Raw genomic sequence first — 26,013 nt, forward strand, 5'->3', positions numbered from 1 at the left:
AAAATCCTTCTTAAATTCTCAAGGACTATCTCCGACATATCCACTAAAATCAAGAATATATTTATCTGATTGTTCTCTATAAATTGAAATATTTATATCATACGATTCGTACTGTCCTCGTAATGAATTGTGTGTTAATTCTAAAATCTTCATATCTTTAAAATCATTGATAAAATTAAATTTTAATACTCAATTCCAAACGTCCTCCAAAACCAAGTTCAACAATCTTTTGAAGCGTCGATATTCTGGTTTCTTTTAGATTATTTTCAATTTTGGAAATATAGGATTTAGTCGTTCCAACTTTTTCCGCTAATTCTTCTTGTGTCATTCCCAATTCCAAACGTGTATAGTGGATGAGTGCACCTATTTTAAAATTGTTGTAACCATCCTCAAGTTCGTCACGTTCTTTTGTTCCACGTTTGCCGAAGTTTTTCTCTTTGAATGCATCAAGAGTTGTTAGATTTTTTGCTGTCATATTTATTTCATCAATATTTATTTCAAAGTCCAAACATTAGCAACTTCAAAATGTTTGTAAAATAATATCCAATTTGTTTTTTCTGAAGTTATAGTTACATCGTCAGAACCTGCATATAGAAAATCAGTCCAATATTTTAAAAATATTTCTTTCGTTGTTTTTAAAACAGTTTTACGTTGCCAAGAAATAAGAATATCTTCATTCCAAGGTTTCAGAATTAGCTCCAATTGATTTCGAAATCTTTCAACTTTTTCCTGATTTTCTGAATTTGCACTCATCCAATCAGTTTCAGAATATTTATCTTTTAAATAATTCTCATTTTCAAAAAAGTCAATGATTTTATTTAATCTTTTAGATTCATCTTCTGATAAGGCTTGAATCAATTCTCTCTCGGACGCAGAAATATCGGAATGAGTTTTATCAAATCTCCATCCCAATTCAAAGTCTTCTAATGGAATTATTTCTCTAATATCAATTTTAATATTCACTTAGTAATTTTTAAATAAGTAATTATAGCAGGAACTTAATAAAATTTTAAAATCAAAACAAACTCAACTGAATCCCACCATTCGGTTTCCCCGGCTTCGCATCGCCAAAAACAGTTTTTCCACCAAACCGCCACGAGTTTTGTCGCTCCTCTTCTATTACTTTTTCAAGACTAAAATCTGGTGTGAATTGCTCTTCGGTTCTCACAGCAATTTCGTGAAGTTTCTTGATGGCTTGACTCTTATCCGTGTTTCCCAACTTAGATTTCTCGATGCCGGTTCGCAGGATAGAAATGGTTTCGTCATAGGTTTTGGTAGGCACAGGAAACGGATGACCGTCTTTCCCGCCGTGCGCAAAAGAAAACCGCGCTGGGTCAGAAAATCTCGATGGCGCACCGTGAATTACTTCACTCACAAGTGCCAGAGACTGCATCGTTCTGGGACCAACGCCTTTCAGCATCAGCAATTCCTCAAAATTCTCAGGCTGATTTTCTCTCGCAAGCCAAAGAATATTTCCCAGCTTTTTCATATCCACATCACTCGCCAAAACCTCGTGATGCGCCGGCAAAATCAAGCGTTGGAAATCCTGCATCCATTTCTCAGAATCGGTTTTTGTGATGTCAACAATACCATTTCTGCTTTGTTCCGCCTGTGAAGAAGTCAGATTGAGAATATTACCACGATTCACACCGGAAATTCCCGTATGAGGCTCATTGACAAAAGAACTGACATTCTCAGAAAGCCAATGATAACGCCTCGCAGTTCCGTCGGAATCGTGCATTCCCTGCTGAACAACCGCCCAATTTCCCTGATCCGACAAAATAAAATTATGAAGATAAAGCTGATAACCATCCTGGATTGCCGTGTTATCAACCTTCGCAGAAAGCTTACTGCATCGTACAAGTTCATTTCCATTAAGTCCGGTGGAATCTGCAATTTTCAGAAGTTCGTTTGGTGTTTCTTTGGAGAATCTTCCCTTTCCGCCAGCGATGTAGATTCCCAGCGATTTAGAATTCGGATTGATGGAACGTTTTAAAGCGCCCATCACAGAGGTCGTAATTCCGGACGAATGCCAATCCATTCCCATCACCGCCCCAAAACTTTGAAACCAAAACGGGTCTGCAAGTCTTCTTAGAACTTCATCTTTACCATAATCCGCGAGAATCACTTCCACGATGGCGAGCCCAAGTTTGGACATTCGTTCATAAAGCCAAGGCGGAACCTGACCGTAATGTAAAGGCAAATCTGCAGTTCCGGAACGTTTCATTGTGTGAAATTACGACTTAAATTTCTTTTTGTAAAAATCTTTGAACCACAAAAGTCACAAAATAAAATTATCAAAAAAAAATTCTTTCCAAGAACAAAAAAGTTAATATTTATAGGACATTATCTTTTTTAAACTTACGATAAACTTAAAGAAACCCTTTGCTTTTGTGACTTTTGTGGTTATCAAAAAAATTCCGAAACGATTATCGCTCCGGATTGATTTACTGTACAAATTTTATGGCTTAATTTTCTTTCTTAGAAAGGAAATAATCTTTTAATTTACCAAGGTTGATCTTGTCACTGCCTACGAAAATCTCTTCTTCCGTCAAGAAAACCGGACGTTTCAAAAACGTATAGTGGTCCAGTAGCAATTCTTTGTAATCTTTTTCCTGTAGGGTCTTTGGGTCAAGTTCCTGCAGTTTTATCTGGTTGGATTTCTTATTGAAAAGGGCTTCATAAGAACCCGCCAATTTGTACATATCTTCCACTTCTTCCTCAGTAATTGGGTTTGTTTTTATTTCACGTAGTTCCCAATCCCTTGTATCATATTGTCCTAATATTTTTCTACAAGTATCGCAAGTTTTAAGATAAAATACTTTTTTCATTTTGCAAAAATACATTTTATTTTTCACATGTTGGCTATGTCGTTTAGTTATCTTATATTACGCCCCGACGCAAGGTCTCATCTTGTGCATTTTACATCCATAACTTTAACGTTCGTTAAGGATTTAAGTTTCATATTTTGGGCAACTTATCCGTCCTCCACTCCCGCTTTTTTTGTCATGGCGAACAACGGTAAGCAATCAATAGAACCAGTCAGAAATCGCAATGACAAAAAAGAGCTCCGTTCAGGCCGGGTTGCAGATTCGTCTTCGAAACAAGATTTTTTATTAAAATTGAAATTTCCATTTCTATTCAAAAGCCTTACATTTGAATTTAATTATCAAAAAAAAATGGACAACAAACCAATTACTTTTCAGTTTATCTCAGAACCTACAGACGTCAATTTTGGAGGCAATGTCCATGGTGGAAGCGTGATGAAGTGGATAGACCAGGTCGGATACGCCTGTGCAAGCAATTGGTCATCCAGCTATTGCGTTACCGTTTACGTCGGCGGAATCCGGTTTTATCAACCCATCAAAATTGGGGAAATTGTCAAGCTGGAATCTCACGTGATTTACACGGGAACTTCCAGTATGCACATCGCCATCGATGTCTATTCCAGAAATATCAAAGAAAAAACCTTCGAGAAGAAAACGCATTGTATTATTGTTTTTGTAGCCGTGGACGAAAAAGGAAAATCTGTCCAAGTTCCAAAATGGACGCCAACCACAGAACAGGAAAAACAAATGCAGGAATACGCCATCAAACTAATGAATCTCCGCCGCGACATCGAGGATGAGATGAAACCTTTTCTTTAATTAATTTCAAATTAAACAATCTATAATTGAAAAATAACAATTAATAACGATTATAAATTGAACAACCTTTAACAATTCGAATGATTCAATACGAATATCAATATTTAATTTTGCTCCGAATTAAAAATATATTCAAATTGAATAAAAAAATTATCAGTTTATTGGCCTTATCATTATTGGTCAGTATCAATGCGCAGGTTTTCAATGCAGGTTTCGAGAACAACAATGGAACACCTTTATCACAATTCAAAACCATCAATGCGGATGGAAATTTGGTTCCATTCTTTGCACAAGTTCAGGATTTCAATACAGAAGCGTGGATTCAGTATTATGATGCCTATGATAATAAGATTGCTTTCAGCACATCATATTATGACCCGGAAGGCCAGTCAAATGACTTGTTGATCACGCCTTCCATTACAATCCCTCAAGACGGTAATCCGACACTTTATTGGAAAGGAAAATCCTATGATTTTGACTTCCCGGATTCTTACGCGATCAAAGTTTCCGAAACCAACAACAATCTGGAATCTTTCACTACCACATTAGTTCAAATCGATAACGAGCAGGCTTTTGACTTTGCAGAACATACTTTGGATTTGTCCGCCTACAAAGGAAAAACAATCTATTTGGCTTTTGTAAATAATACGAATAGCGGAACTTATTTGGCTTTAGATGATTTGTATATCAGTCAATCTTCCGATTGCGTAATGCCATCTTTGAACGGATTTGCAGTTTCAAATCTAAAACCAAATTCTGTAACCATCGATTGGTCTACAACAACCGGAATTACCAATTACGATACAGGTTTAACCACCTTTGACACCTCAGTTTCATCAAAAGGAATTACTTCTTCTACGACTAAAAGTTTTGATAATCTACAATCTGGAAAAAGATACCAATTCTTCCTAAAAAATGCAGATTGCGGCTCTGGTTGGGCTGGACCAAAGTCAGTTTGGACACCTTCAGAACTTCCTTATGCATACGACTTCGAAAAAACAGCAGAAAATTACGGCGAATATGATTCTGACGGTTGGGCTTCCAATTCTTGGATAAACGGTGATAATGAAACTGTTGCCCAAAATGGAAGTGGTTACGTTTACAACAATACCAGCACCAGCACGACTGCAGTTAAGAATGACTGGATTTTCTCCTATCCAATTTATCTGAAAAAAGATGAAACGGTCACTGTAAAATATTATTCCGGAATCGGGAGTGATGAAGCAAATCCGGCTACTCTAAAACTTGCTGTAGCAACCAGCCAAGACAGGAATGATATTATTGAGACGCTAAGCACAAACGTAATCTGTACAAGTGCCTACACAGAATTTACGAAAACTTACACAGCAACCGCAGACAATGTTTATTATTTCGGATTTGGAAATACAACGGCCCCAGTCACAACGACGACATCTTTACGAGTTGACAATGTTACTCTTACGAAGAATATTTTAGCTGTTAATGATGTAAATAAAACTTCAATCAAAGTTTATCCAAATCCCGTCGTTGACCAATTGACTATCAAAACTGATGAGACTTTAAAATTAGTTCAAGTATATTCCATAGATGGAAAACTACTTAGAACCATCGAAGGAAATAATAACAAAGTTGACTTTAGAAATTATCCAAAAGGAACTTACTTGGTAAAAATCGAAACCAACAAATCGGTTACTTCGCAGAAAGTGATAAAATAGTTATAAAAATTAGTTTAGAATTTTTTCAATAAAATAGTTGTGGAATTAAAAATCATTTCTAAATTTGCTGTAATGAAAACAATGAACAATATCTGGTGGTGGCTTTCTAACTCTTTGTCGGGTCTGAAAGGCTTATCGGTGTTCTAAATTCTGAACTAACTATAACGCAATCATAATAAGACTTCGACATTTTTGTTGAAGTCTTTTTTTATTTAAATTTTAAAATTAATCTGATGAAATTCAGTAAAACCATAAAAGTAAAAACTACTGTCAAATCCCAATTAGCAGACCTTTTCACGCCAATCGGAATTTACCTTCGACTTCGCGACAACTTTCGAGATACGATCCTCCTCGAAAATGCAGGAAATCAAAACTCTGAAAATTCATATTCTTTCATTTGTGTGAACGCCATTGCTGGAATTGAAATCAGAGATTATCACGAAGCTGAATTCAAGTTCCCTTTGGAAAATCCAGAAAAAATTCAGTTAGAAAATGAAAAATTATCAGATTTGCTTCAGGAGTTTTCCAGCACTTTTGAATGTGAAAAACCAAACCACGAGATAGGGAAAAGTGCACAGGGATTTTTCGGATATACCAGTTATGATGCAATTCCGTTCTTCGAAAATATAAAATTCAAGGAACTTTCTGAGGAAAATAAAATCCCGTTGATGCGTTACAGATTGTATCAATATGTCATCGCCATCAACCATCACAATGATGAAATGTTTTTAATTGAAAATAAGATAGATGGTTTGAAATCTGAACTTTCCACGCTAGAGAATTTCATCAATCAAAAAAACGCGCCTGTTTTTCCATTTGAGATCACGGCAGAAGAAACTTCGAATTTAAAAGATGAAGAGTTTTTGGAATCCGTAGAATTTGCAAAGAAACATTGTTTCCGCGGCGACGTTTTCCAATTGGTTTTGAGCCGAAGATTTGAACAAAAATTCCAAGGTGATGAGTTCAATGTTTACCGTGCTTTGAGGAATATCAATCCTTCTCCTTATTTATTCTTCTTCGATTATGGTGATTATAAATTAATTGGTTCAAGTCCGGAAAGCCAGTTGATTATCAAAAACGGAAAAGCCATCATTCATCCAATCGCCGGAACTTTCAAACGAACCGGAAATATCGAAAAAGATCTGGAATCTGCCGAAGAACTCAAAAAAGACCCAAAAGAAAACGCTGAACACACGATGTTGGTGGATCTTGCAAGAAACGATTTGAGCATTCACGGGAAAAATACAACGGTTTCGAAATTGAAGGAAATTCATTTCTTTTCCCATGTGATACATATGGTTTCCGAAGTGGTTGCTGACGTGAAAGAAAATCAAAATCCTTACGAAATGATCGCCACCACTTTCCCACAAGGCACTTTGAGTGGCGCACCAAAATACAGAGCGATGCAACTTATCGATGAACATGAAAAAACTTCAAGAAGTTATTATGCCGGTTGTATTGGTTTTGTAGGTTTCGACGGAAGTTGTAATCAAGCGATTATGATAAGAACTTTCTTGAGTAAAAACAATACATTATTCTATCAAGCTGGCGCTGGAATCACAGCCAAATCCGTTGCAGAGAGTGAGTTGCAGGAAGTGAACAACAAATTAGGAGCTTTGAAAAAAGCCGTTTTAAAAGCAGAGAAATTATGAAAATATTAGTCTTCGATAATTACGACAGTTTTACTTACAATTTGGTTCAAATCATAGAACAGATTGTCGGTTCAGAAGTAGACGTTTTCCGCAACGATAAAATCGCCTTGGAAGACATCAACAAATACGATAAGATCATTCTTTCTCCAGGCCCAGGAATTCCAGAAGAAGCAGGGATTTTGTTAGAATTAATAAAGAAATACGCGCCAACGAAATCGATATTCGGTGTTTGTCTTGGACAACAAGCTATTGCAGAAGCTTTTGGTGGAAGTTTGATCAATCTTTCCGAGATCTATCACGGTGTTGCAACGGAATCTATTCAAATCAATGCGCACCAGATTTTCAATGGTTTACCAGAAACTTTGGAAGTGGGTAGATATCATTCCTGGGCAGTTAATACAGAAGATCTTCCTTCAGAATTAGAAATCACAAGCGTTGACAAAAATGGAATGATCATGAGTTTGAAACACAAAACGTATGATGTACACGCTGTTCAGTATCATCCGGAAAGTATCTTGACACCCGATGGTAGAAAGATTTTAGAGAATTTTTTAACGAATTAAAATGAAAATTTTAAGCTGGAATATTGAGCGATTGAAAATCAATGAAAATACTGAACTGGATTTTATAAAAAAATTAATTTCAGAGGAAAATCCTGATTTGTTTTTTTTGACAGAAACCAATTTAACAATAGATTTTGGAACTGAATATTTTAGCATACATTCAAAAGAATTACCACATTTTCACGATGGTCAAAAATATAATGAAAAGGAAAATCGAGTCAGCATTTTTTCAAAGTATTCTTTCAGGGAAATAATAGGAACTTATGATAAATACACCGCAATTTGTGGAAAAATCAATACAGAATTTGGAGAACTAACTTTATATGGAAGTATCATCGGAAGTCTCGGCGGACGAGGTTTTCATTTTGAAAATGACTTAGAAAATCAAAAAAAAAGAAATTAGAAAAATAGAAGGAAATGTCTGTTATTCAGGAGATTTCAATATTTCATTTTCGGGTTTTAAATATCCTAGCAAAAAAGTAATTGATGAAACAAAATTATTTTTCGAAAATGAAAATTTGAAGATTTTAACAAAGGAAAATGCAGATTGTGCTATCCATATTGTTATGGACAAAAGTTTTTTGAATGATAAAAAGGTTACAAGCAAAATGATAAAAATCGACAGAAAAATCTCTGACCACAATGCTGTAATTTGTAAAATTGAATAGTTGGAAAATTAAAACAAATGAAAAAAAACTTCCATCCTAAAAATTAAAAAATGAAACAAATACTACAATATCTTTTCAACCATCAGACTTTGACAAGAGCCGAAGCAAAGGCGATTTTGACTGAGATTTCACAGAATAAATTCAATGAAAGCGAGGTTACGGCCTTCGTCACCGTTTTCTTGATGAGAAGCATTACTTTGGAAGAACTCACTGGTTTTCGAGAAGCATTACTTCAATTGGCAAAACCTATCGATTTGGGAACGAACGATTTGGTTGATATTGTCGGAACTGGTGGCGACGGAAAAAACACGTTCAACATTTCGACTTTGGCGAGTTTCATCGTTGCAGGAACCGGACAAAAAGTCGCTAAACAAGGTAACTACGGCGCATCATCAATCTCTGGTTCGTCCAATGTTCTGGAAGAATTGGGTTACAAATTCAAAGATAATTCTGAGGATCTTAAAGCTGATCTGGAAAAAGGAAACATCTGTTTCATTCACGCACCACTCTTCCATCCAGCTTTGAAATCTGTGGCGCCTTTGAGAAAACAATTGGGACTCAAAACATTCTTCAATATTTTAGGGCCGTTGGTAAATCCGGCGAAACCAAAATATTCTATGATTGGCGTTGCAAATCTTGAAATCGCCAGAGTTTATCAATACCTTTTGCAACAGCAGAAAAGCGACTTTATGCTCGTTCACGCTTTGGATGGTTATGATGAGATTTCATTGACTGGAGATACAAAGATTATCAATAAATTTGGCGAAAAAATATATTCGGCAGAAGATTTGAAATTCAAAAACATAGAAGCGGAAAGTATTTTTGGAGGTAATACCAAAGAAGAAGCTGCGAAGATTTTCATCAATATTTTGGAAGGGAAAGGAACTGAGGAACAGAATTCTGTAGTTTTGGCAAACGCTGCAGTCGCACTTTTAAACACTAATAAATATGGAAATTACGACGATTGTCTGGCACTTGCAAAGGAAAGTTTGGAGAGCGGAAAAGCATTAAATTGTCTAAAGCAATTAGTCGATAATTAAATGTAAAATTTAATAAAGCACAAATGAAGAATCTACTCTTATTTTTGATCATATCTTTTGCATTCCAATCTTGCAAAGACAAGACGGCTGAGAAGAAAACAATTCCAACTCCAGAGATCCAACAAAAAATTGTGGAACTTCCGAAAGTGGAAAGCGAAAAAATAATAGAAATCATTAAAAATGGTGATGTTAAAGGCATTCAAGATCTCTTAAAAAAAGGAGTTGATATCGATTCCAGATTCGAAGGATTTTTCAGAGGTGGACGTCAGGAAAATGCGAACGATTTTTCCAATAAAGACTGGACAATGCTGATGGTAGCAACTTTTTACAACCAAGGAAGAATTGCAGAATTACTACTTAAAAACAAGGCAAACATCGATGCTCAAAACAAAGCTAGCCATACCGCACTTTTTTTAGCGTGTGCTAACAGAGGTGAAGAAATGGCAAAATTTTTACTTGAAAACAATGCCGATGCAACAATTGACAGCAAAGATTCGGATGGAACTTCTACTTTACAATGGGCGATAGCTTATGAATGGAATGATGTTGCTCAAAAAATGTTGGAACAAAATGTAGACGTCAATAGTTCCAGTAAAGAAACAGGAAGAAATGTACTGTTAGACGCTTTATACAGCGAAACTATTTCTGAGGATTTGATTTCAAAAATCATCGAGAAAGGCGCGAATATCAATTACATCAATCCAAAGGACGGAGAAAACGCTTTGATGATGGCTTGCAGAAGAGATTTTTCCGACATTGCAAAAATGATTTTTAGCAAGGGTGGAAATGTAAATTCTGTTTCCCAAAGCGGGACAACGCCACTTTCTTGTGCTTCAGGAAAAAATTCCTGTTCAACAGAACTTATGCAGTTTTTAATTGAAAAAGGAGCAAAAATAAATCCCAACAACAAATATGGAAGAACACCACTGATAGAAGCTGTTTCATCGAACTGCATAGAAAAAGTGAAATTTTTGGTGGAAAAAGGAGCCAACGTCAACCAAAAAAGTGACGGTGCTGGAGGTGTTTCTCCACTCTCGGAAGCAGTTTGGGAAACCAATTTCGAAATCACAAAATATCTTGTGGAAAACGGTGCAGATGTCAACATCCAGAAAGACAATGGTGATACAGCATTGCTGGAGGCAGTTTGGAATGAGAAGAATTATAACGCAGTCAACTTATTAATACAAAAAGGTGCGGATGTTAACAAAACGAATGATGACAAGCAAACGCCCCTTCTAAAAGCCATTCAATATAATCATTACGATATTGCGGTATTACTTTTAAAAAACGGAGCAGGAACTGATGTTACAGATTTTTATGGACATACAATCCAAAGTACACTCAAAGAAACCGTCGATAGAACTGGAAACAAAAAATGGCTCGGTTTGAAATTGTAATTAATTGAAAACGACTTTTAAAATACTTAAACAATATAATTAGAAAGAATGAACATCCTCGATAAAATCATAGAACGGAAAAAACAGGAAGTTGCAGGTTCAAAATCTAAAATTACTGTCGAGCAGCTGAAAGATTCAGAATTCTTTGGAAGGGCAACTTTTTCGTTGAAAGAAACTTTGAAATCCAAATCCGGGATTATTACGGAATTTAAAAGGCAATCACCTAGCAAAGGAATCATCAATAATAAAGTTTCGCCTTTGGAAGTGGTTTCTCAATACGAAAAATTTGGAGCAAGCGCAGTGTCTATTTTAACTGATAAGGATTTTTTCGGCGGAAGTTTTGAAGATATTTTGAGCGTCAGAGATCACATCAACATTCCAATTTTGAGAAAAGATTTTATGGTCGATGAATATCAATTCTACGAGGCAAAATCAATTGGAGCCGATGTCATTTTGTTGATTGCATCTTGCCTTTCACCGACTCAGGTTTCGGAATTTACAGAATTGGCTCATCAATTGAATCTTGAAGTTCTATTGGAAATCCATTCCGACGAAGAACTTGTTCATATCAATAAAAACGTTGATTTTGTCGGCATCAACAACAGAAATTTGAAGGATTTTAAAGTTGATTTGCAACATTCTGTCAATTTGAAAAACCAACTCCCAAACGATATTTTATCAGTTGCAGAAAGTGGGATTTATAATGAAGAAGATTTCAGATTCCTTAAAGAAAAAGGGTTTGATGGATTTTTGATGGGAGAATATTTTATGAAGAATCAAGATCCAGGGAAGAAATTTGGGGAACTTATTCAAGAAGTTAGAAATTAGATTTTAGAAGTTAGAAATGGAAAACCAACTAAAACTTAAAGTTTGTGGACTCACAAAACTTGATCAGATTCAAGAATTAATTGATTTAAAGGCTGATTTCCTAGGCTTTATCTTTTATGATAAATCGCCGAGATTTGTCTTGAATCATTTAAGTTTAGAACATATTTCAAACATTGAACATTCAGGAAAAGTTGGTGTTTTTGTGAATGAAGATTTGGAGAATATAATTGAAATTGCAGAAAAGGCAAACTTAAATTTCATCCAACTTCACGGCGACGAGACAGACAATTTCATTTCAGAATTAAGAGAAAAACTGAACCCAGAAATTAAAATAATAAAAGTCATCAGAATCGGAAATCAAACGCCTGACGAATTACAAAAAACCATCAACGAACAACCAAAAACCATCAACTATCTCCTGTTTGATACGGACTCAAAAGCTTTTGGAGGAACAGGACAAACCTTCGACTGGAATATTTTAAATGAGATTGAAATTCCAATTCCTTATCTTTTAAGTGGTGGAATTTCGCCCGAGAATAACCATCAAATTACAACCATCAACCATCAACCAATCGCGCTCGACATCAATTCGAAATTCGAAATCGAACCGGGACATAAAGATTTAGAAAAAATTAAAAATCTTTTACCATTATTAAAATGAAGAATCATCAATATAAAAGCAAAATCCTTTGGACCGGAAATACTGCAGAATCAACAAAAAATTATCGTTCTTACACAAGAAATTACACGATTTCTATTGATGGAAAAACTGATATTTTAGGTTCATCTGACCCAGCTTTTTTAGGAGATACGCAATTGCATAATCCTGAAGACCTTTTGTTGGCTTCGGTTTCTTCGTGTCATTTGTTATGGTATCTTCATCTTTGTTCCGTGAACAAAATTCTGGTTTTGGAATATGAAGATCTTGCCGAAGGAACAATGATCGAGAATGAGAACGGAAGTGGAAAATTCAGTGAAATTACTTTAAAACCAAAGATTGTGGTTGCTGAAAAAGAAATGATACAAAAAGCGGTTGAACTACATCAGAAAGCCAATGAATATTGCTTTATAGCCAATTCATTAAACTTCGAAGTGAAACATCAACCAGAAATAACATATAAAGAAAATTAAAATGAACTTTCAAAACCCAGATAAAAATGGCTACTACGGCAATTTCGGAGGTGCTTTCGTTCCTGAAATGCTTTACCCGAACGTTGCCGAATTACAGGAAAAATACATCCAGATCATCGAATCTGAAGAATTCCAAACTGAGTTTCAGGACTTGCTGAAAAACTATGTCGGACGCGCTACGCCGCTCTATTTCGCAAAAAATCTGAGCGAAAAATATCAGACGCAGATCTATCTGAAAAGAGAAGATTTGAATCACACTGGAGCACACAAGATCAACAATGCTTTGGGACAAGCTTTGTTAGCTAAAAAATTGGGGAAACACAGGATCATTGCAGAAACCGGCGCCGGTCAACACGGCGTTGCAACTGCGACTGCTTGTGCGTTGTTAGGTCTTGAATGCATCGTTTACATGGGCGAAGTCGACATTGCAAGACAATCTCCTAATGTTGCCCGAATGAAAATGCTTGGTGCAACCGTAATTCCCGCAACTTCCGGTTCCAAAACCTTGAAAGATGCGGTGAATGAAGCCTTGAGAGATTGGATCAACAATCCGGAATCTACACATTACATCATCGGAAGCGTGGTTGGCCCGCATCCTTTTCCAGATCTTGTCGCAAGATTCCAAAGTGTGATCTCGAAGGAGATCAAAGAACAACTGAATGAGAAGATAGGTAGAGAAAATCCAGATTACCTGATTGCCTGCGTTGGCGGCGGTAGTAATGCGGCAGGGACTTTTTACCATTATGTGAATGAAGAAAGTGTGAAGATCATTGCGGCTGAAGCTGGTGGTTTTGGCGTCGATTCAGGAAAATCTGCAGCCACCACTTTTCTTGGAACTTTAGGAATTCTGCACGGAAGCCAAAGTCTTGTAATGCAGACGGAAGACGGTCAAGTCATCGAACCTCATTCTATTTCCGCAGGTTTGGATTATCCTGGAATTGGACCAATGCACGCCAATCTTTTCAGAGAGAATCGCGCTGAGTTTTTCAGTATCAATGACGATGAAGCTTTGAAATCTGCTTTTGAACTGACAAAGATAGAAGGCATCATTCCAGCTCTAGAAAGCGCGCACGCTTTGGCGGTTTTGGATAAAAAGAAATTCGAGAAGGATGATGTGGTGGTGATCTGTCTTAGCGGTCGAGGTGATAAGGATATGGAGACTTATTTGAAACATCTGTAAAATGTAAAACGTATTAATGTATTTATGACCTCAGAATCGTTAATACATTTTACGTCAATACTTTAATACAACAAAAATGAAAAAACTAAACATATACTTCACAGCCGGAGTACCCGAGCTGGAATACACAGGAAAAATAGCCAAACTGATCCAAGATTCTGGAGCGGATATGATGGAAATTGGGATTCCGTATTCTGATCCTGTTGCGGATGGACCTGTGATCCAGGATGCGCATTCTTTGGCTTTGAAAAACGGAATGAGCATCAAAAAACTATTCGAACAATTAGGAGAAGTCAAGGATTCTGTGACGATTCCTAAGATCTTAATGGGATATTTAAATCCAGTTCTGCAATTTGGGTTCGAGAACTTTTGTCAGAAATGTGCGGAAGTGGGCGTTTCGGGACTGATCATTCCAGATCTTCCGCCAATTGCCTTTGAAAATCAATATGGTGAGATCCTTAAGAAGTACAATCTGAATTTTACTTTTCTCGTAACGCCGGAAACTTCGGAAGAACGCATCCAATATTTGGATTCTTTGAGTTCTGGATTTTTGTACGCAGTAAGTTCATCTTCCACCACAGGCAATGCAAACGCTGTTTTGAAGAACGAAGATTACCTGAACAGATTAGCTTCTTTGAACTTAACAAATCCAGTTTTCATCGGATTCGGGATCAAGGATAAATCGGATTTTGAAAATGTGACCGAGAAAGCTCAAGGCGGAATTATCGGGACGGCTTTCGTCAAGATCTTGTTGGAAAATAATGATTGGGAAGCGAAAGGGAAAGCGTTTATTGAAGGTGTGAAAAATTAGTCACTTCCCTAGAATGAAAATTTTTACAATCATATTATTCTCCTGTTTCTCAACATTCATATCTGCTCAAATTTGCAGTTGTTCAGAGACACCATATCTTGACGATCTAATTTCTTGCAAGACCACAGCGTTTCAAAACGGTACAAAAATCTATTGGGAGTTTGATTGTAACTCATCTTGGATCACGTTTCAAAATGGTGCGTTGAAAAAGAAAATATTTGAACTGGACAAAGATGAAATGGAATTCAGTGGACGATTAGGTTATAAGAGTTGGACAGAATTTGGCAATTCTTTTTTAATTGAAAACAGTGTTGTTTCAGGTTGTTGTCAACCAGATGAGTATATTCTTTACGATAAAATTACGGGTGATAAAATATCAGATCTTGGAACATTGGTCTTCATTGAGAAAATTGGAGAGAAGCCATTTGTCTTAACAATAAAAAACAATGATGATCTGATTTTTACGAACCTGAACGATAATAAGTCTTATGTAGTGAAAATCCCAAAAGATAAGATCGCAAAGACGTTGGAAAACTCAAATGAATTATATGCTGAAAATCTGTTCGGTAATGTTCAAATAAAAAACGGATTGTTATCAATAGAATTGAAATATAAAATTTCAAAGAAACGCAAATGGAAAAAGGAAATTATAACATTTGATGTGAACAAAGCTGAAAATAATCATCGACAGTCTGCATTGCAATAGGGATAGAAGTGGTTATCCTTTTTGTTTTTTGCGTGGGGAAAAGCTTCGGGAAAAACAAAAAGATAGTAACGGATAGCCCGGCCCGAGCGGCGGCCTTAGTGTTGGCGAGGGATTGCCCAAATGATGCTATAAAAAAAAGAGTTTCAATTGACTGAAACTCTTTTTTATTTTTAATCCTCGTTGCTTTCGAAGATGGTTGAGAAAGCTGATGTGACCAGTGAGAGCAAAATACTGAACAAAAGTGCCCACCAGAAACCCGCAACTTCCATACTGTCCATCAGATAATCGGCCAATAAGATGATCAACGCGTTGATGACAAATGAAAATAGACCTAATGTCAAGATCGTGATCGGCAATGACAGGATCGATAGGATCGGTCTTACGATCAGGTTGAGAAGTCCCAAAACAATGGCGAAAATAACAGTGGACATAAAGCCGTCGAAATGGACGCCTGTAAGGACTTTGCTAAGGATAAACGCTGATATTGCGGTGATCAGCAAACGGATAATGAAGTTCATAGTTCTGAATTTTATAGGTTAAAACTTTCTATTCAAAAACCAGACCTAATTGGCTTTTAGCGTCCAGATAGCGCCGTTTTTGGTCGTTGTTTTCTCCAGTTTTCCTTGGGAAGTGAGTTCGTTCAACATTCTTTCGCTTTCCTTTCTGTTGTTACCAGACAGCTCGTTGAACTCCTTAGCCGTCATAGAACTGTACTTTTTGAAGAGTGATTCCCAATCTTTTGCGTACTCGCTCTTTGTCGCTTTTGGATTGGCAGTTAGGATCGCCGTTTCGTAGAACGGATATGGTTTTGTGCCGTAAACCGTTTGAGATTCACCATTGGCATCCACGAAAAATAAAGTAGGAAATCCTCTCACGCCTAGCTTCCTGGCCAACTTCAGATCATCTTCGAAAAGCGTTTTGGCTTTGCCTTCGAAATCTGACTTCAACTGATCCACATCCAAACCAACTTTCTCTGCTGCCAAAGCGATGTTTTCCCATTTGGCAATGTTTTTCTTTTTCAAGAAGACCAATTCCCTTAGTTCTCTCATAAAGATGATCGCCTTTTCTCCACTCTGCAACTGTGCTGCTTTGAAAGCTATGGACGGCGGATACGAAGAATCCAATGGATCTTCCAGCCAAACATCGCCATCAATCGGCATATCGTAATGGCCGCTGACCTCGTCCCAATGGTGCGCAACGTCCGAAGGTTTGCTGATCCCGCCACTGTTGTAATTCCAGTCAGGAAGTAGTCCTCCCATGTGATATTCCAATTCGATTTCCTGGCCATACTCCAGTTTCATCTTTCTCAATTGCGACTCTATACCCCAACAGGACGAGCAGATCGGATCGGTGAAATAGATCACCTTGATGGATCGTTCTTTGTTATCGATTTTGACATTGTTGTTATTCCCAACTTCAGGAACGCCGCATACGCCAGTTTCTGCGTCGCAAAGCAGTGGATTGTTGTTTGTTGTAGATTGGTTCATCGTTTTTTTAGTTTTCTTGGTCTGTCCGTTCAAGGAGAAAGACAACAGACATAAGCATATCAGGATTAGTTTTTTAGTGTTCATCAATTCGAAATTATCTTGTCACCGAGCTGCTTTTCTTGTAAAACTGCAAGGTCTTGTAAGATTCATTTCTTTCTTTTTCCAATTTATCCGAAATCAGGACTCCAAACAAATGGTCGATCTCGTGTTGGAAGATCACAGCCGTGAAACCTTCCACCATCTCGTCATGTTTCTTATTTTCGAGGTCATAATATTCCAAGCGGATGCTGTAGCTTCTGTAAAACTCGCTGCGGAAAGTTTCTATGGACAGGTCGCCTTCCGGACCTTTGTTCAGAATTTCGGACCACCAGGTGATCTTCGGATTGATAAAATATTCTACCGGCGCATTCGGTTTATCGAAGCGTTGCACCAGCACCACTCTCCTATTGATCCCGACCTGAGGCGCCGCGATCCCAACACCACCGTCTGTTGCAGCAAGAGCCAACCTCATCCTTTCTATCAGGACTGGCAGGTTTTTATCTTTGGGCGATATCTCTTCGGACTGGTTCAGCAGGACTTTGTGTTGGTCCTCCTGGTCGGTCTGGTAGATCGGTAAAGCCGTTTTGATATCTCCGGCGAGGATCAGTTCCTTTTCTTCCTTTGAGAATTTCTGAGAAAAAGCAAAAGTTCCCAGACACAATAACATTAAAACCGTAAAATTCCGCATCGTTTATTTTTATTTCAAAGATAATAATTTGGGCACCTTATCCGCCTTCCGATTCTGCTTTTTTCTTTTTGGTGCCTTCTGCTACGCTCAGGCACCAAAAAGAAAAAAGACTGCGCTCATAGAGTTTATGCTGAGCGAAGTCGAAGCAGGGTGCGCTTCGCAAGGTTGACACGTTCAGATCTGCTTGATATTGATATCAAATTTCATAATTTTTTAAAGCTGGAAAATGCCCATTGCCAAGTACGATGGATAGAGCATCTGCAGAGGTCATCCAAAACAACTTGATGTTTTCCTAAAAAGGTCAAGTTGTTTTGATGAAAAGGTCTTGATGTTTTTGATCAAACCTCAAGATGTTTTTCAATTTAAAACAAAATGAGACATAAAAACGTTCCCCCAAAATGATCCGGGAGAACGTCAACTAGAGAGAAACTAACAACATACATCGGGTTTCGCCCGACGCTACTCATATTCAGCCACTTCGTGGCTACTTATAAATATGACTACTATTATAATAGGAACTTCAGAATTCCTTGATGATCAATTGATGACTTCATTTTTTCTTCTGTTGAAGATCCAGAAGATGATCGGGAAGATCAGCAAGGTCAATATCGTTGCGGTGATCAGTCCACCAATGATGACGATTGCCAAAGGTTTCTGGGACTCAGAACCAATACCTGTGGAAAGTGCAGCTGGCAAAAGTCCGATAGAGGCCATCAAAGCGGTCATCACCACAGGTCTTGTTCTCACCTTCACGCCTTCCATAATGGATGAATCCAAGGATAACCCGTTCTTCACATTTTGATGGAATTCGGAGATCAGGATCACACCATTCTGGATACAGATCCCAATCAAGGCGATCATCCCGACTCCGGCAGAGATCCCGAAATTCATATTGGTCAAATGCAGTGCGATGATAGCACCGATCAAGGCAAAGGGAACATTCGCCAAGACTAAAAGTGAATCTTTCATATTCCCAAATAAGATAAACAACAGGAAGAAGATGCCTATGATACTGATCGGAACCACCTGTGTCAAACGATTGGTAGCTCTCTGCTGATTCTCAAACTGCCCGGTCCATCCGATCGAGTAACCATCAGGTAATTTGATCTTGTCCACTTTCTTCTGCGCATCGGCAATCGTTCCGCCAAGGTCACGGTCACGGATAGAGAACTTGACCCCAATGTAACGTTTGATATCATCTCTGTAAATGAAAGCCGCCCCATTTTCTTTCTCAATTGTACTGATCTCTTTCAATGGGATCTTCGCACCGTCTTGTGTTGGAACCATTAGAGAAGCAATATCGGTTTCATTCTTTCTGTATTCCTGAGCGTAACGCAATCTGATCGGAAATTTTCTTTCGCCATCGAACATCTCGGAACCGGTCTTTCCACCAAAAGCCATTTCCAGAACCGCCTGTGCATCTGCTGGCAATACGCCATAGGCCGCCATTTTGCTTCTGTCCAGAACCACACTGATCTCGGGCTGACCAATGTTCTTGATAATCCCTGGCTCTTTCACACCATCTACATCTTTGATAGAAGCCAGAACTTCGTCCGCCAATCTGTCCAAAGTGTGAAGATTGTCGCCATAGATCTTGATCCCATTTTCTGCTTTGAAACCTGCCACTGCTTCCGCAACGTTATCAGAAATGGGTTGAGAATAGTTGAAGGTGATACCTTGGTAATTCTTCAGTTTTTTATCGATTTGCTCGATGAGTTCTTCATAAGTGATCTTCCGTTTCCAATCTTCCTTCGGTTGAAGACTCACCGCGAACTGTACGAAACCAAATCCGTTCGGGTCGGTTCCGTCGTTACTTCTACCGGTTTGCGCCAGAACATCTGTCACTTCCGGAAAACTCATAATGTCTTTTTTGAGGTCGTTGGCTGTGACAAGAGATTTGTCTAAGGACGAGCTCATCGGCATCTCGGCTGTGATCCAAAGGGATCCTTCATTTAATTGTGGTAAGAATTCGGTTCCCAGGAATGTTGCTGAAAATAAAGTGATCGCCAAAACTGCAGTCGAAAACAAAAGGCTGACTTTCTTATATCTGAAGGTGAACTTCAAATCTTTCATCACATATTTATCCCAGAATTCTACGAATGGGTTGTGTCTTTCCTTCACATTTTTCTTTAATAGCAAATGCGACATCACAGGCACCAAAGTCAACGTGAATATCAATGCGCCTACCAAGGCAAAACCTAATGTGAATGCCAATGGAGAGAACATTTTACCCTCAACCTTTTGGAAAGAAAAGATTGGTAAAAGTGAGGTGATGATAATTAATTTTGAAAAGAAGATCGCCTTTCCTAGTCCAGTTCAGGTCTGTTTGATCCAACCCGCTTTTGCCATTTTGTTGAAACGTTCCATGCCGTATTTCTTCGCTTTGTGGTCGAGCATGACGAATAATCCTTCGACCATCACGACGGCGCCATCAATGATGATCCCGAAATCTACTGCTCCCAATGATAATAGATTAGCGCTCATTCCAGCCATCTTCAGACAGAAAAAGGCAAACAATAGGGATAATGGAATGATGATGGAAACAATCAAGGTTGTTCGCCAATCTGCCATAAAGATCAATACGATAACCTTTACGAGAATGATCCCTTCCAAGAGGTTATGCATTACATATTCGTGGTAAAATCCATCAGGTTCTGGCGGTCATAGAAGGTTCTCATTTTGACATCCTTCGGGAGAATTTTGGTATTTAGTTCATCGATTTTGGCTTTCACCAGTTTCAGAACTTCCTGCGCATTCTCGCCTTTTCTCATCACGACGATCCCTTCCACCGTGTCGTTCTCATTATTAAGCGAAGCCTGTCCAACTCTCGGCATCGAACCTTCGTGAACATCGGCCACATACTTGACAAGGATTGGATTTCCGCTGTCGTTATGAACGGTGATGTTTTCGATATCAGCAATGGATTTAACTAACCCAATTCCACGAACCACATAAGCCTGTCCGCTTTTCTCGATGACATCACCGCCGACATTCAGGTTACTGTTGGTGACGGCTTCCAGAACTTCGGTTGGTGTCAGGTTGTATTTATCTAATTTTCTGGGATCGATACTCAATTCAAAAACTTTGTCCTGACCTCCGAAAACATTGACGTCCGCAACGCCGGGAACACTTCGCAAGGCTCTGTCTACTACCCAGGTTTGAAGCGTGAGAAGGTCTCTGGAATCGCGGTCTTTGCTTTCTAAAGTATAACGGTAGATTTCTCCAGTTGGTCCGTAAGGCGGCTGAACTTTAGGGTCTATTTCGTCTGGTAAACTAACTGTTCGTAGTTGATTATTGACCATATTCCGTGCGAAAATATCGTCTACGCCGTCCTCAAACAGGATCTTAACGATTGAAAGTCCGAACATGGTGGTACTTCGGACGCTTGTCTTTTTCTGGACCGGACTCATTGCCAGCTCAATCGGTGTGGTGACGAATCGTTCTACTTCTTCTGCACTTCGTCCGTTCCATTGTGTGATGATGACGATCTGTGTATTCGTAACATCTGGGAAAGCTTCAATCGGCATATTTTTGAAACTGATGAATCCGGCAACCGCCAGGATCGCAACCCAAATGAATGTGAAGGCTTTATTTTTAAGGGAAAATCCTATGATACTTTTTATGAATTTGTTCATATTTTATATTTTGAATCACAATTTTATTTATGATTATTCATATTGATATTGACCACAGATCAAATCTGCAGCGATTCGTATTAACCATAGGTTTCACCTACGGCTACTTATATTGAACCCTTCGGGTTTTATTGAAATCTCTTAGTTATTCAGAGAGCGATAGATCAATAATTGATTGTTGGTTACGACCGTTTCTCCTTCTGCAAGGCCGCTTGCGACGTAGGTGTTTTCTGTGTTCTGTTTGAGGATTTTGATTTCTTTGACCTTAATGTCGGTTTGGGATTTATAAACCACTACAAAATATCGGTTGTCGTCAAAGATCACAGCACCGGACGGAATGGCCAAAGCGGTTTCGTTTTCTGCAGAAGAAACTCGGATGGTCGCTTTACTTTCCGGGATCAATAAGCCTTGAGAATTATCCAAAACCACCCTAGCCTGCATCGAATTGGTACCAGGGTCGATGATCTTGAAGACCTTATCGATCTTACCAAAAAATACTTTATCGGGATAGGACAATGTGGAAACCTGGGCTTTCATTCCTAGGTTGATCTTATCAATATACGCTTCGTTGACATTCATAATGGCCCAGACATTTTTGGTATTTGCGACATCGAAAATATTCTCGCTTCGGTCACTTCTGAGTTCCATATCTTTATTGATGTCTTTGTGAACGATGTAGCCATTGATCGGCGAGATCACGCTGTAGATATTGCCTCTTTTCACATTGTAAACGGTGCTCACGGCATTGGATCGGTGCAAAGCGTCTTTGGCTTTTTGAACTTCACCCTGTGTTTCCAAGATATCTTTTTCGGTATTTAATTTTCCGGCGTACATTTCTTTGGAAACACGAAGATTGTTCTCAGCGACCAGCAAATCTGTTTTTGCATCGCTGACATCTTTCTGAACTTCGGCAAGCTCTGTACTTCTGATGGTTGCCAGAACCTGACCTTTGTGGACGTAATCTCCAAGTTCAACATTCACACTCAAAACATTACCGCCAACCAAAGGGAAAATATCGATGTACGTATTTTTGTCGGCAGAGATCTTTCCGTAGAAACTGTATTCGTCTTCGATGAATTTCTTCTCCACTTTTGCGAATGTTGTAGACTTCAGCATCGTTTGGCTCAATTCAAAACCTTTTGTCTCTTCCTTCACGGTTTCTTCCTTTTTGGAGCAGGAAATCAAACTGATGGCGAAGATAATGGGAATAATGATTTTTTGCATTAATAAAAGATTTTGGTTTGTACTAATTGATTGAGCTGTTCTGCGGAGATCATGATTTGCTTTTTCATCTCGTAGATCTGCAGAACCGTTTGTCTGTAGCTTTCAAGAAAGTCTGTGAAATCCATCAGGCTGATGTTTCCGCTTCGAAAGTTTTTGAGAATGCCGTTGTAAACTGTATTAAGGTTTTCAACATCCACAGGTTTCAGTTCAAAATATTGGTCGTATTGATTTTTCCACGTTTGATAGGCGGACTCTACTTGTGTTTCGAGATTGAGTTTTTGATATTCTGAGTTTTTCTCATTTTGTTGAATGGCGTATTTTGCTTTTTCAACATTTCCTTTGTTCACTTTCCAAAGTGGAATCGGGATTCCAACCTTCAAATTTATCTCATTCCTGAATGTTCCAGAGTTTTGATCATACTCTGCTCCGAGATTCAGATCAGGTGTGTTCAATGATCTTTGCCATTGGGCGAAGAGTTTGCTGTTCTCCATCAACCTAAGATTATACAGATAATCGGCATTGTTGACCAAAGCTTTTTCTTTAAGGATTTCCAGATTTCCGAAAGGTTGAGAGATCAAAATATCATTCTCGTCGAGTTTGGAAATGTTGGGAAGAATGTTGTCTGAAATACCTGTCAGGATCTTCATATTTTGTTGGAACGCCAAAATATTATTGTTGATCTCGATCTTATCATTGTTCAACTGGATGACGATGCTTTGAAGTCTTACGTAATCCTTTAGCGAGATATTTCCTTTATCCGTCTGGATTTTATAGGCTGCCAAAAGCTCATTCATATACTTCAGTTGCCCATCGATGCTGATCTGCTTTTTTTGTTCGTAGATCAGATTGTAATAAGTCTCCCGAAGTTGAGATCTAAGGTCAACCAACAACTGATTGAATTGCAATTGAGAAAGCTCCTTGTTAGACTTTGCAAATTGGATTTCATTTTTCTTTTTTCCACCGAGATAGATCAGCTGTGTAATCTCCGCACCTTTTGCCCTTCCAACATCGAAAGCACGTTTGTCCTCGGGATTATAAGCATTCACGTAACCGCTAATTTGTGGCAATTCCCAGATCTTGGCCTGCATAATATCGGCGTCTGCCATATTGATATTGTACTGCGCGGCGAGAACTTGAAGGTTGTTTTTTTGAAATGCTAATTCGCAATCCTGAAGAGACATCTGCTGCTGTCCGGATAGACAGACAAATGCCGAAACGGATAACACCAGCGTTGTTATTTTATTCATTTTATCTCGTTTTGGTTTTGCAAAAATGCCTTACCTCGATTAAAACGGACTTAAATGAGACTTAAAAAAAACTTAATTGTTTTTAAACAAATCAGTTATTGTGTTATATTTAATGAAATTTAAAACGTTGAATTTCAAGATGAAAAACCTAATTACATCATTCTTATTACTAATCTTTTCTATAAATTCTGCGCAGACTCACCGGTTTATTTATGAGTTGCAATACAAATATGATTCGACAAGTTCGGATCATCAGAAAGTCAATATGATCCTGGACATCAGCCCGAAAGAAGTGAAATTTTATGGACGTGATCTTCTGATTGCGGATTCTCTCAATAAAAAATTCGGGAATATGGACAATAAAAATGTAGATATGACGGGACAAATTGTGAAACGGAAACTGAATTCTTCTGAAAATGAAAATTTCATCAATATAAAATTCAATTACTATTCATTCAAAACGAATGATAAAATAGATTGGAAAATATCTACTGAAACCAAAAAAGTTCAGGATTACACTTTACAGAAAGCGACTGCGAAATTTGGTGGAAGAAACTGGATCGCCTGGTTCAACAAGGACATTCCCTTGAATGAAGGACCTTTCAAATTCCGAGGTTTACCAGGTTTGATTTTTGAAATTAAAGATGATAAACAGGAATTCATATACAGTTTGGTCAAAAGTCAAAAAACCGAAGGAATACCTGTAACCAATGATTTTCTTGAAAGTAATTTTGGCAACAAAGCGATTCCTGTTTCAGAAAAACAGATCCAAAAACTGATGATGGAGTTCTATAATGACCCTTTAGCTTTTGAAAGAACCAACTTCAGCAAAAACAGCAGCGATTGGCGCATTAATATTGGCGGAAGGGAAATACACAGCCTTGAAGAACTGAATGCAGAAACCAAAAATATGCAAGTCATCATCAAGAAATATTATAATACTTTGGAACTGGACAAAGCCGTTCATTACCCAAATTGATCAATATTATTTATTAAAAATCACAGTGAAAAGATTCTCATGATCTGAAAGTGAATTGTAAGAAATCTCCGCTTTGTGATATTCCAAAATACGTTTTACGATGCGCAAACCAAGGCCGGAACCTGATTTGTTTTGAGAATTGCTGCCTCGCATAAACGCTTCGAAGAGTTTTTCTCTTTCGGAAATTGGAATAATCGTGCCTTTTGAGAAAACATTGACGATGATCCGGAATTCGGTTTCCTTTATGGAAATATCAACTTCTTGATCATATGAATATAAAGCGGCGTTTTTGAACAGATTGACGAATGTAATTTCGAGTAAAGACTTCACACCTTTTACTGTAAGAATTGCGTCATCACTACTCTCTTCGTCGATCTGGAAATCCATTTTGAAATCGGGAAAATTGCGATGGACAGACTCGAAAGCATCGAAAACCACTTCGTCAATACGTACTTCTTCATAAACCGTCGCAATGCCTTCCTTATCGAATTTTGAAAGCAAAAGCAATGAAATCGTGAGGTCAGACAATTGGTGAACATCCAACAACATTTGCTGCAAAGTCGCTTTGGTCTTGAGTGAATGATTTTCTAATTGAATTAAGTTCTCTAGCTGGAAAGCCATTCTCGTCAACGGTGTTCGCATCTCGTGGGCTGCACTGGAATTGAAGTCTTTCTGTGACTGGAAAACATCATTCAGACGGTTGGTCATCAGATTGAAGGATGTTGCCAGAACGCCAATTTCGTCTTTGGGATTTTTGACCACAACGGGCGTGGTCAACCTATGAACGCTGATCTCGGAAATATCGGACTTCAAAATCTCCAATGGTTCCAAAAACTTCGAAACGATGTAATAGCTGAAAAACCAGATGAGAAGGATGCTGACGACATAGGAGAAGATCAACATATATTTTAGAAAGTCAAGCTTGGATTCGCCTGTAACGTCCTGAGCACTGGTAAGAATGTAATAATTATCACCATTGATATTTCGTAAGGCCGCATAGATCTCTGGCGCCGAATGTTCTATATAAACCGTTTTTTCTTTGTCCAATCGACTCAGTAGCGTTTCGTCCCAAGTGATCTTCTTATCCTTCAATGTACTGTAAACCAATTGCTTTTCTGCATTGAAGATCATAATATTCTCATTCAGCAAAACGTTATCCGAGTTCTCATCAAAGAAAATAGGCGCTTCCTTTTCAAAATCTCTGGATTTCTCTATAAAGTTGACCGTGAAAACCAATCGTTTTTGGAATCTTTCCTTAAACTCATCTCTCCTAAAATCGTTGAAAGAAATATAGACCACAAACATCATGATCCCGAAGATCAGAGAAAATGCGATGCTGAGACTAAGTGCTATTCGGCGTTTTAGAGACATGATCTATAAATGATGAATGATAAGTG

The 26,013-nt window shown here is 38.1% G+C and carries 24 protein-coding genes and 1 pseudogene; 14 read left to right on the forward strand and 11 right to left on the reverse strand.

The features are described from left to right. Positions 1 to 175 precede the first annotated feature (175 nt). The 4 genes from AXA65_RS00550 to AXA65_RS00565 all read right to left on the reverse strand — a co-directional run bounded on the left by AXA65_RS00550 (position 176) and on the right by AXA65_RS00565 (position 2,831). The gene (locus AXA65_RS00550; protein WP_063968192.1) at positions 176 to 475 is read right to left on the reverse strand and encodes a helix-turn-helix domain-containing protein; all 300 of its coding nucleotides are present in this window, start codon (positions 473 to 475) and stop codon (positions 176 to 178) included. 17 nt (positions 476 to 492) lie between these two features. After that, the gene (locus tag AXA65_RS00555) at positions 493 to 963 is read right to left on the reverse strand and encodes a DUF2947 family protein (RefSeq protein ID WP_063968193.1); all 471 of its coding nucleotides are present in this window, start codon (positions 961 to 963) and stop codon (positions 493 to 495) included. A gap of 52 nt (positions 964 to 1,015) precedes the next feature. Next, positions 1,016 to 2,227 carry a DUF763 domain-containing protein gene (locus AXA65_RS00560; protein WP_063968194.1) on the reverse strand — a complete coding sequence of 404 codons (1,212 nt, stop codon included), beginning with the start codon at positions 2,225 to 2,227 and terminating at the stop codon, positions 1,016 to 1,018. A 241-nt stretch (positions 2,228 to 2,468) separates the two neighbouring features. Continuing rightward, entirely contained in the window at positions 2,469 to 2,831 is a 363-nt protein-coding gene (locus AXA65_RS00565; RefSeq protein ID WP_063968195.1) for an arsenate reductase family protein, read from the reverse strand. Between the two features lie 348 nt (positions 2,832 to 3,179). Here AXA65_RS00565 and AXA65_RS00570 point away from each other — a divergent pair, with 348 nt between their 5' ends. The 13 genes from AXA65_RS00570 to AXA65_RS00630 all read left to right on the forward strand — a co-directional run bounded on the left by AXA65_RS00570 (position 3,180) and on the right by AXA65_RS00630 (position 15,317). Continuing rightward, on the forward strand, positions 3,180 to 3,647 hold the full coding sequence (locus tag AXA65_RS00570; protein ID WP_063968245.1) for an acyl-CoA thioesterase: 468 nt from the start codon (positions 3,180 to 3,182) through the stop codon (positions 3,645 to 3,647). A 137-nt stretch (positions 3,648 to 3,784) separates the two neighbouring features. Continuing rightward, positions 3,785 to 5,341 carry a T9SS-dependent choice-of-anchor J family protein gene (locus AXA65_RS00575; RefSeq protein ID WP_165596549.1) on the forward strand — a complete coding sequence of 519 codons (1,557 nt, stop codon included), beginning with the start codon at positions 3,785 to 3,787 and terminating at the stop codon, positions 5,339 to 5,341. 233 nt (positions 5,342 to 5,574) lie between these two features. Continuing rightward, positions 5,575 to 6,993: an anthranilate synthase component I family protein gene (locus tag AXA65_RS00580; protein WP_063968197.1), complete on the forward strand. Its 1,419-nt coding sequence runs from the start codon at positions 5,575 to 5,577 to the stop codon at positions 6,991 to 6,993. Beyond that, complete coding sequence (locus tag AXA65_RS00585) at positions 6,990 to 7,556, forward strand: anthranilate synthase component II (RefSeq protein WP_063968198.1); 567 nt, start codon at positions 6,990 to 6,992, stop codon at positions 7,554 to 7,556. Before AXA65_RS00580 ends, AXA65_RS00585 begins: the two co-directional genes overlap by 4 nt. Before the next feature lies 1 nt (position 7,557). Next, the gene (locus tag AXA65_RS00590) at positions 7,558 to 7,959 is read left to right on the forward strand and encodes an endonuclease/exonuclease/phosphatase family protein (RefSeq protein WP_063968199.1); all 402 of its coding nucleotides are present in this window, start codon (positions 7,558 to 7,560) and stop codon (positions 7,957 to 7,959) included. Positions 7,960 to 8,274: 315 nt separating this feature from the next. Next, on the forward strand, positions 8,275 to 9,264 hold the full coding sequence (gene trpD, locus AXA65_RS00595; RefSeq protein ID WP_063968200.1) for an anthranilate phosphoribosyltransferase: 990 nt from the start codon (positions 8,275 to 8,277) through the stop codon (positions 9,262 to 9,264). Between the two features lie 23 nt (positions 9,265 to 9,287). After that, the gene (locus AXA65_RS00600) at positions 9,288 to 10,661 is read left to right on the forward strand and encodes an ankyrin repeat domain-containing protein (protein ID WP_063968201.1); all 1,374 of its coding nucleotides are present in this window, start codon (positions 9,288 to 9,290) and stop codon (positions 10,659 to 10,661) included. Between the two features lie 48 nt (positions 10,662 to 10,709). Then, positions 10,710 to 11,489, forward strand: coding sequence for an indole-3-glycerol phosphate synthase TrpC (gene trpC, locus AXA65_RS00605; protein WP_063968202.1), 780 nt, complete (start codon positions 10,710 to 10,712; stop codon positions 11,487 to 11,489). Between the two features lie 16 nt (positions 11,490 to 11,505). After that, positions 11,506 to 12,150: a phosphoribosylanthranilate isomerase gene (locus AXA65_RS00610; protein WP_063968203.1), complete on the forward strand. Its 645-nt coding sequence runs from the start codon at positions 11,506 to 11,508 to the stop codon at positions 12,148 to 12,150. Continuing rightward, on the forward strand, positions 12,147 to 12,620 hold the full coding sequence (locus AXA65_RS00615) for an OsmC family protein (protein ID WP_063968204.1): 474 nt from the start codon (positions 12,147 to 12,149) through the stop codon (positions 12,618 to 12,620). The genes AXA65_RS00610 and AXA65_RS00615 overlap by 4 nt, the downstream gene beginning before the upstream one ends. Position 12,621: 1 nt before the next feature. Beyond that, positions 12,622 to 13,800 (forward strand): tryptophan synthase subunit beta, encoded by a 1,179-nt coding sequence (gene trpB, locus AXA65_RS00620; RefSeq protein WP_063968205.1) that lies wholly within the window; start codon positions 12,622 to 12,624, stop codon positions 13,798 to 13,800. Between the two features lie 76 nt (positions 13,801 to 13,876). Further along, positions 13,877 to 14,611, forward strand: coding sequence for a tryptophan synthase subunit alpha (gene trpA, locus AXA65_RS00625; protein WP_063968206.1), 735 nt, complete (start codon positions 13,877 to 13,879; stop codon positions 14,609 to 14,611). A 13-nt stretch (positions 14,612 to 14,624) separates the two neighbouring features. Beyond that, positions 14,625 to 15,317, forward strand: a complete 693-nt coding sequence (locus AXA65_RS00630; RefSeq protein ID WP_063968207.1) for a hypothetical protein — start codon at positions 14,625 to 14,627, stop codon at positions 15,315 to 15,317. A 170-nt stretch (positions 15,318 to 15,487) separates the two neighbouring features. On the opposite strand, the gene AXA65_RS00635 is transcribed toward AXA65_RS00630, so the two are convergent. The 6 genes and pseudogenes from AXA65_RS00635 to AXA65_RS00660 all read right to left on the reverse strand — a co-directional run bounded on the left by AXA65_RS00635 (position 15,488) and on the right by AXA65_RS00660 (position 23,637). Further along, on the reverse strand, positions 15,488 to 15,835 hold the full coding sequence (locus AXA65_RS00635) for a phage holin family protein (RefSeq protein WP_034974664.1): 348 nt from the start codon (positions 15,833 to 15,835) through the stop codon (positions 15,488 to 15,490). A 45-nt stretch (positions 15,836 to 15,880) separates the two neighbouring features. Next, positions 15,881 to 16,804 carry a DsbA family protein gene (locus AXA65_RS00640; RefSeq protein WP_063968246.1) on the reverse strand — a complete coding sequence of 308 codons (924 nt, stop codon included), beginning with the start codon at positions 16,802 to 16,804 and terminating at the stop codon, positions 15,881 to 15,883. 94 nt (positions 16,805 to 16,898) lie between these two features. Continuing rightward, positions 16,899 to 17,531 (reverse strand): peptide deformylase, encoded by a 633-nt coding sequence (locus tag AXA65_RS00645; protein WP_086048020.1) that lies wholly within the window; start codon positions 17,529 to 17,531, stop codon positions 16,899 to 16,901. A 537-nt stretch (positions 17,532 to 18,068) separates the two neighbouring features. Next, positions 18,069 to 21,166 (reverse strand): annotated as a pseudogene (locus AXA65_RS00650) (efflux RND transporter permease subunit). Between the two features lie 141 nt (positions 21,167 to 21,307). Beyond that, positions 21,308 to 22,390: an efflux RND transporter periplasmic adaptor subunit gene (locus tag AXA65_RS00655; protein ID WP_063968209.1), complete on the reverse strand. Its 1,083-nt coding sequence runs from the start codon at positions 22,388 to 22,390 to the stop codon at positions 21,308 to 21,310. Beyond that, positions 22,390 to 23,637: a TolC family protein gene (locus AXA65_RS00660; protein ID WP_185114309.1), complete on the reverse strand. Its 1,248-nt coding sequence runs from the start codon at positions 23,635 to 23,637 to the stop codon at positions 22,390 to 22,392. Before AXA65_RS00660 ends, AXA65_RS00655 begins: the two co-directional genes overlap by 1 nt. A gap of 139 nt (positions 23,638 to 23,776) precedes the next feature. On the opposite strand from AXA65_RS00660, the gene AXA65_RS00665 reads away from it, so the two are divergent. Then, positions 23,777 to 24,616, forward strand: a complete 840-nt coding sequence (locus AXA65_RS00665) for a GLPGLI family protein (protein WP_086048023.1) — start codon at positions 23,777 to 23,779, stop codon at positions 24,614 to 24,616. Positions 24,617 to 24,622: 6 nt separating this feature from the next. Here the strand turns inward: AXA65_RS00665 and AXA65_RS00670 are convergent, their stop codons facing one another. Continuing rightward, positions 24,623 to 25,987 carry an ATP-binding protein gene (locus AXA65_RS00670; protein ID WP_063968210.1) on the reverse strand — a complete coding sequence of 455 codons (1,365 nt, stop codon included), beginning with the start codon at positions 25,985 to 25,987 and terminating at the stop codon, positions 24,623 to 24,625. Between the last annotated feature and the right edge of the window lie 26 nt (positions 25,988 to 26,013).

Origin of the sequence: Chryseobacterium sp. FP211-J200 (assembly GCF_001643375.1) — a bacterium.
Lineage (GTDB): Bacteria > Bacteroidota > Bacteroidia > Flavobacteriales > Weeksellaceae > Epilithonimonas > Epilithonimonas ginsengisoli.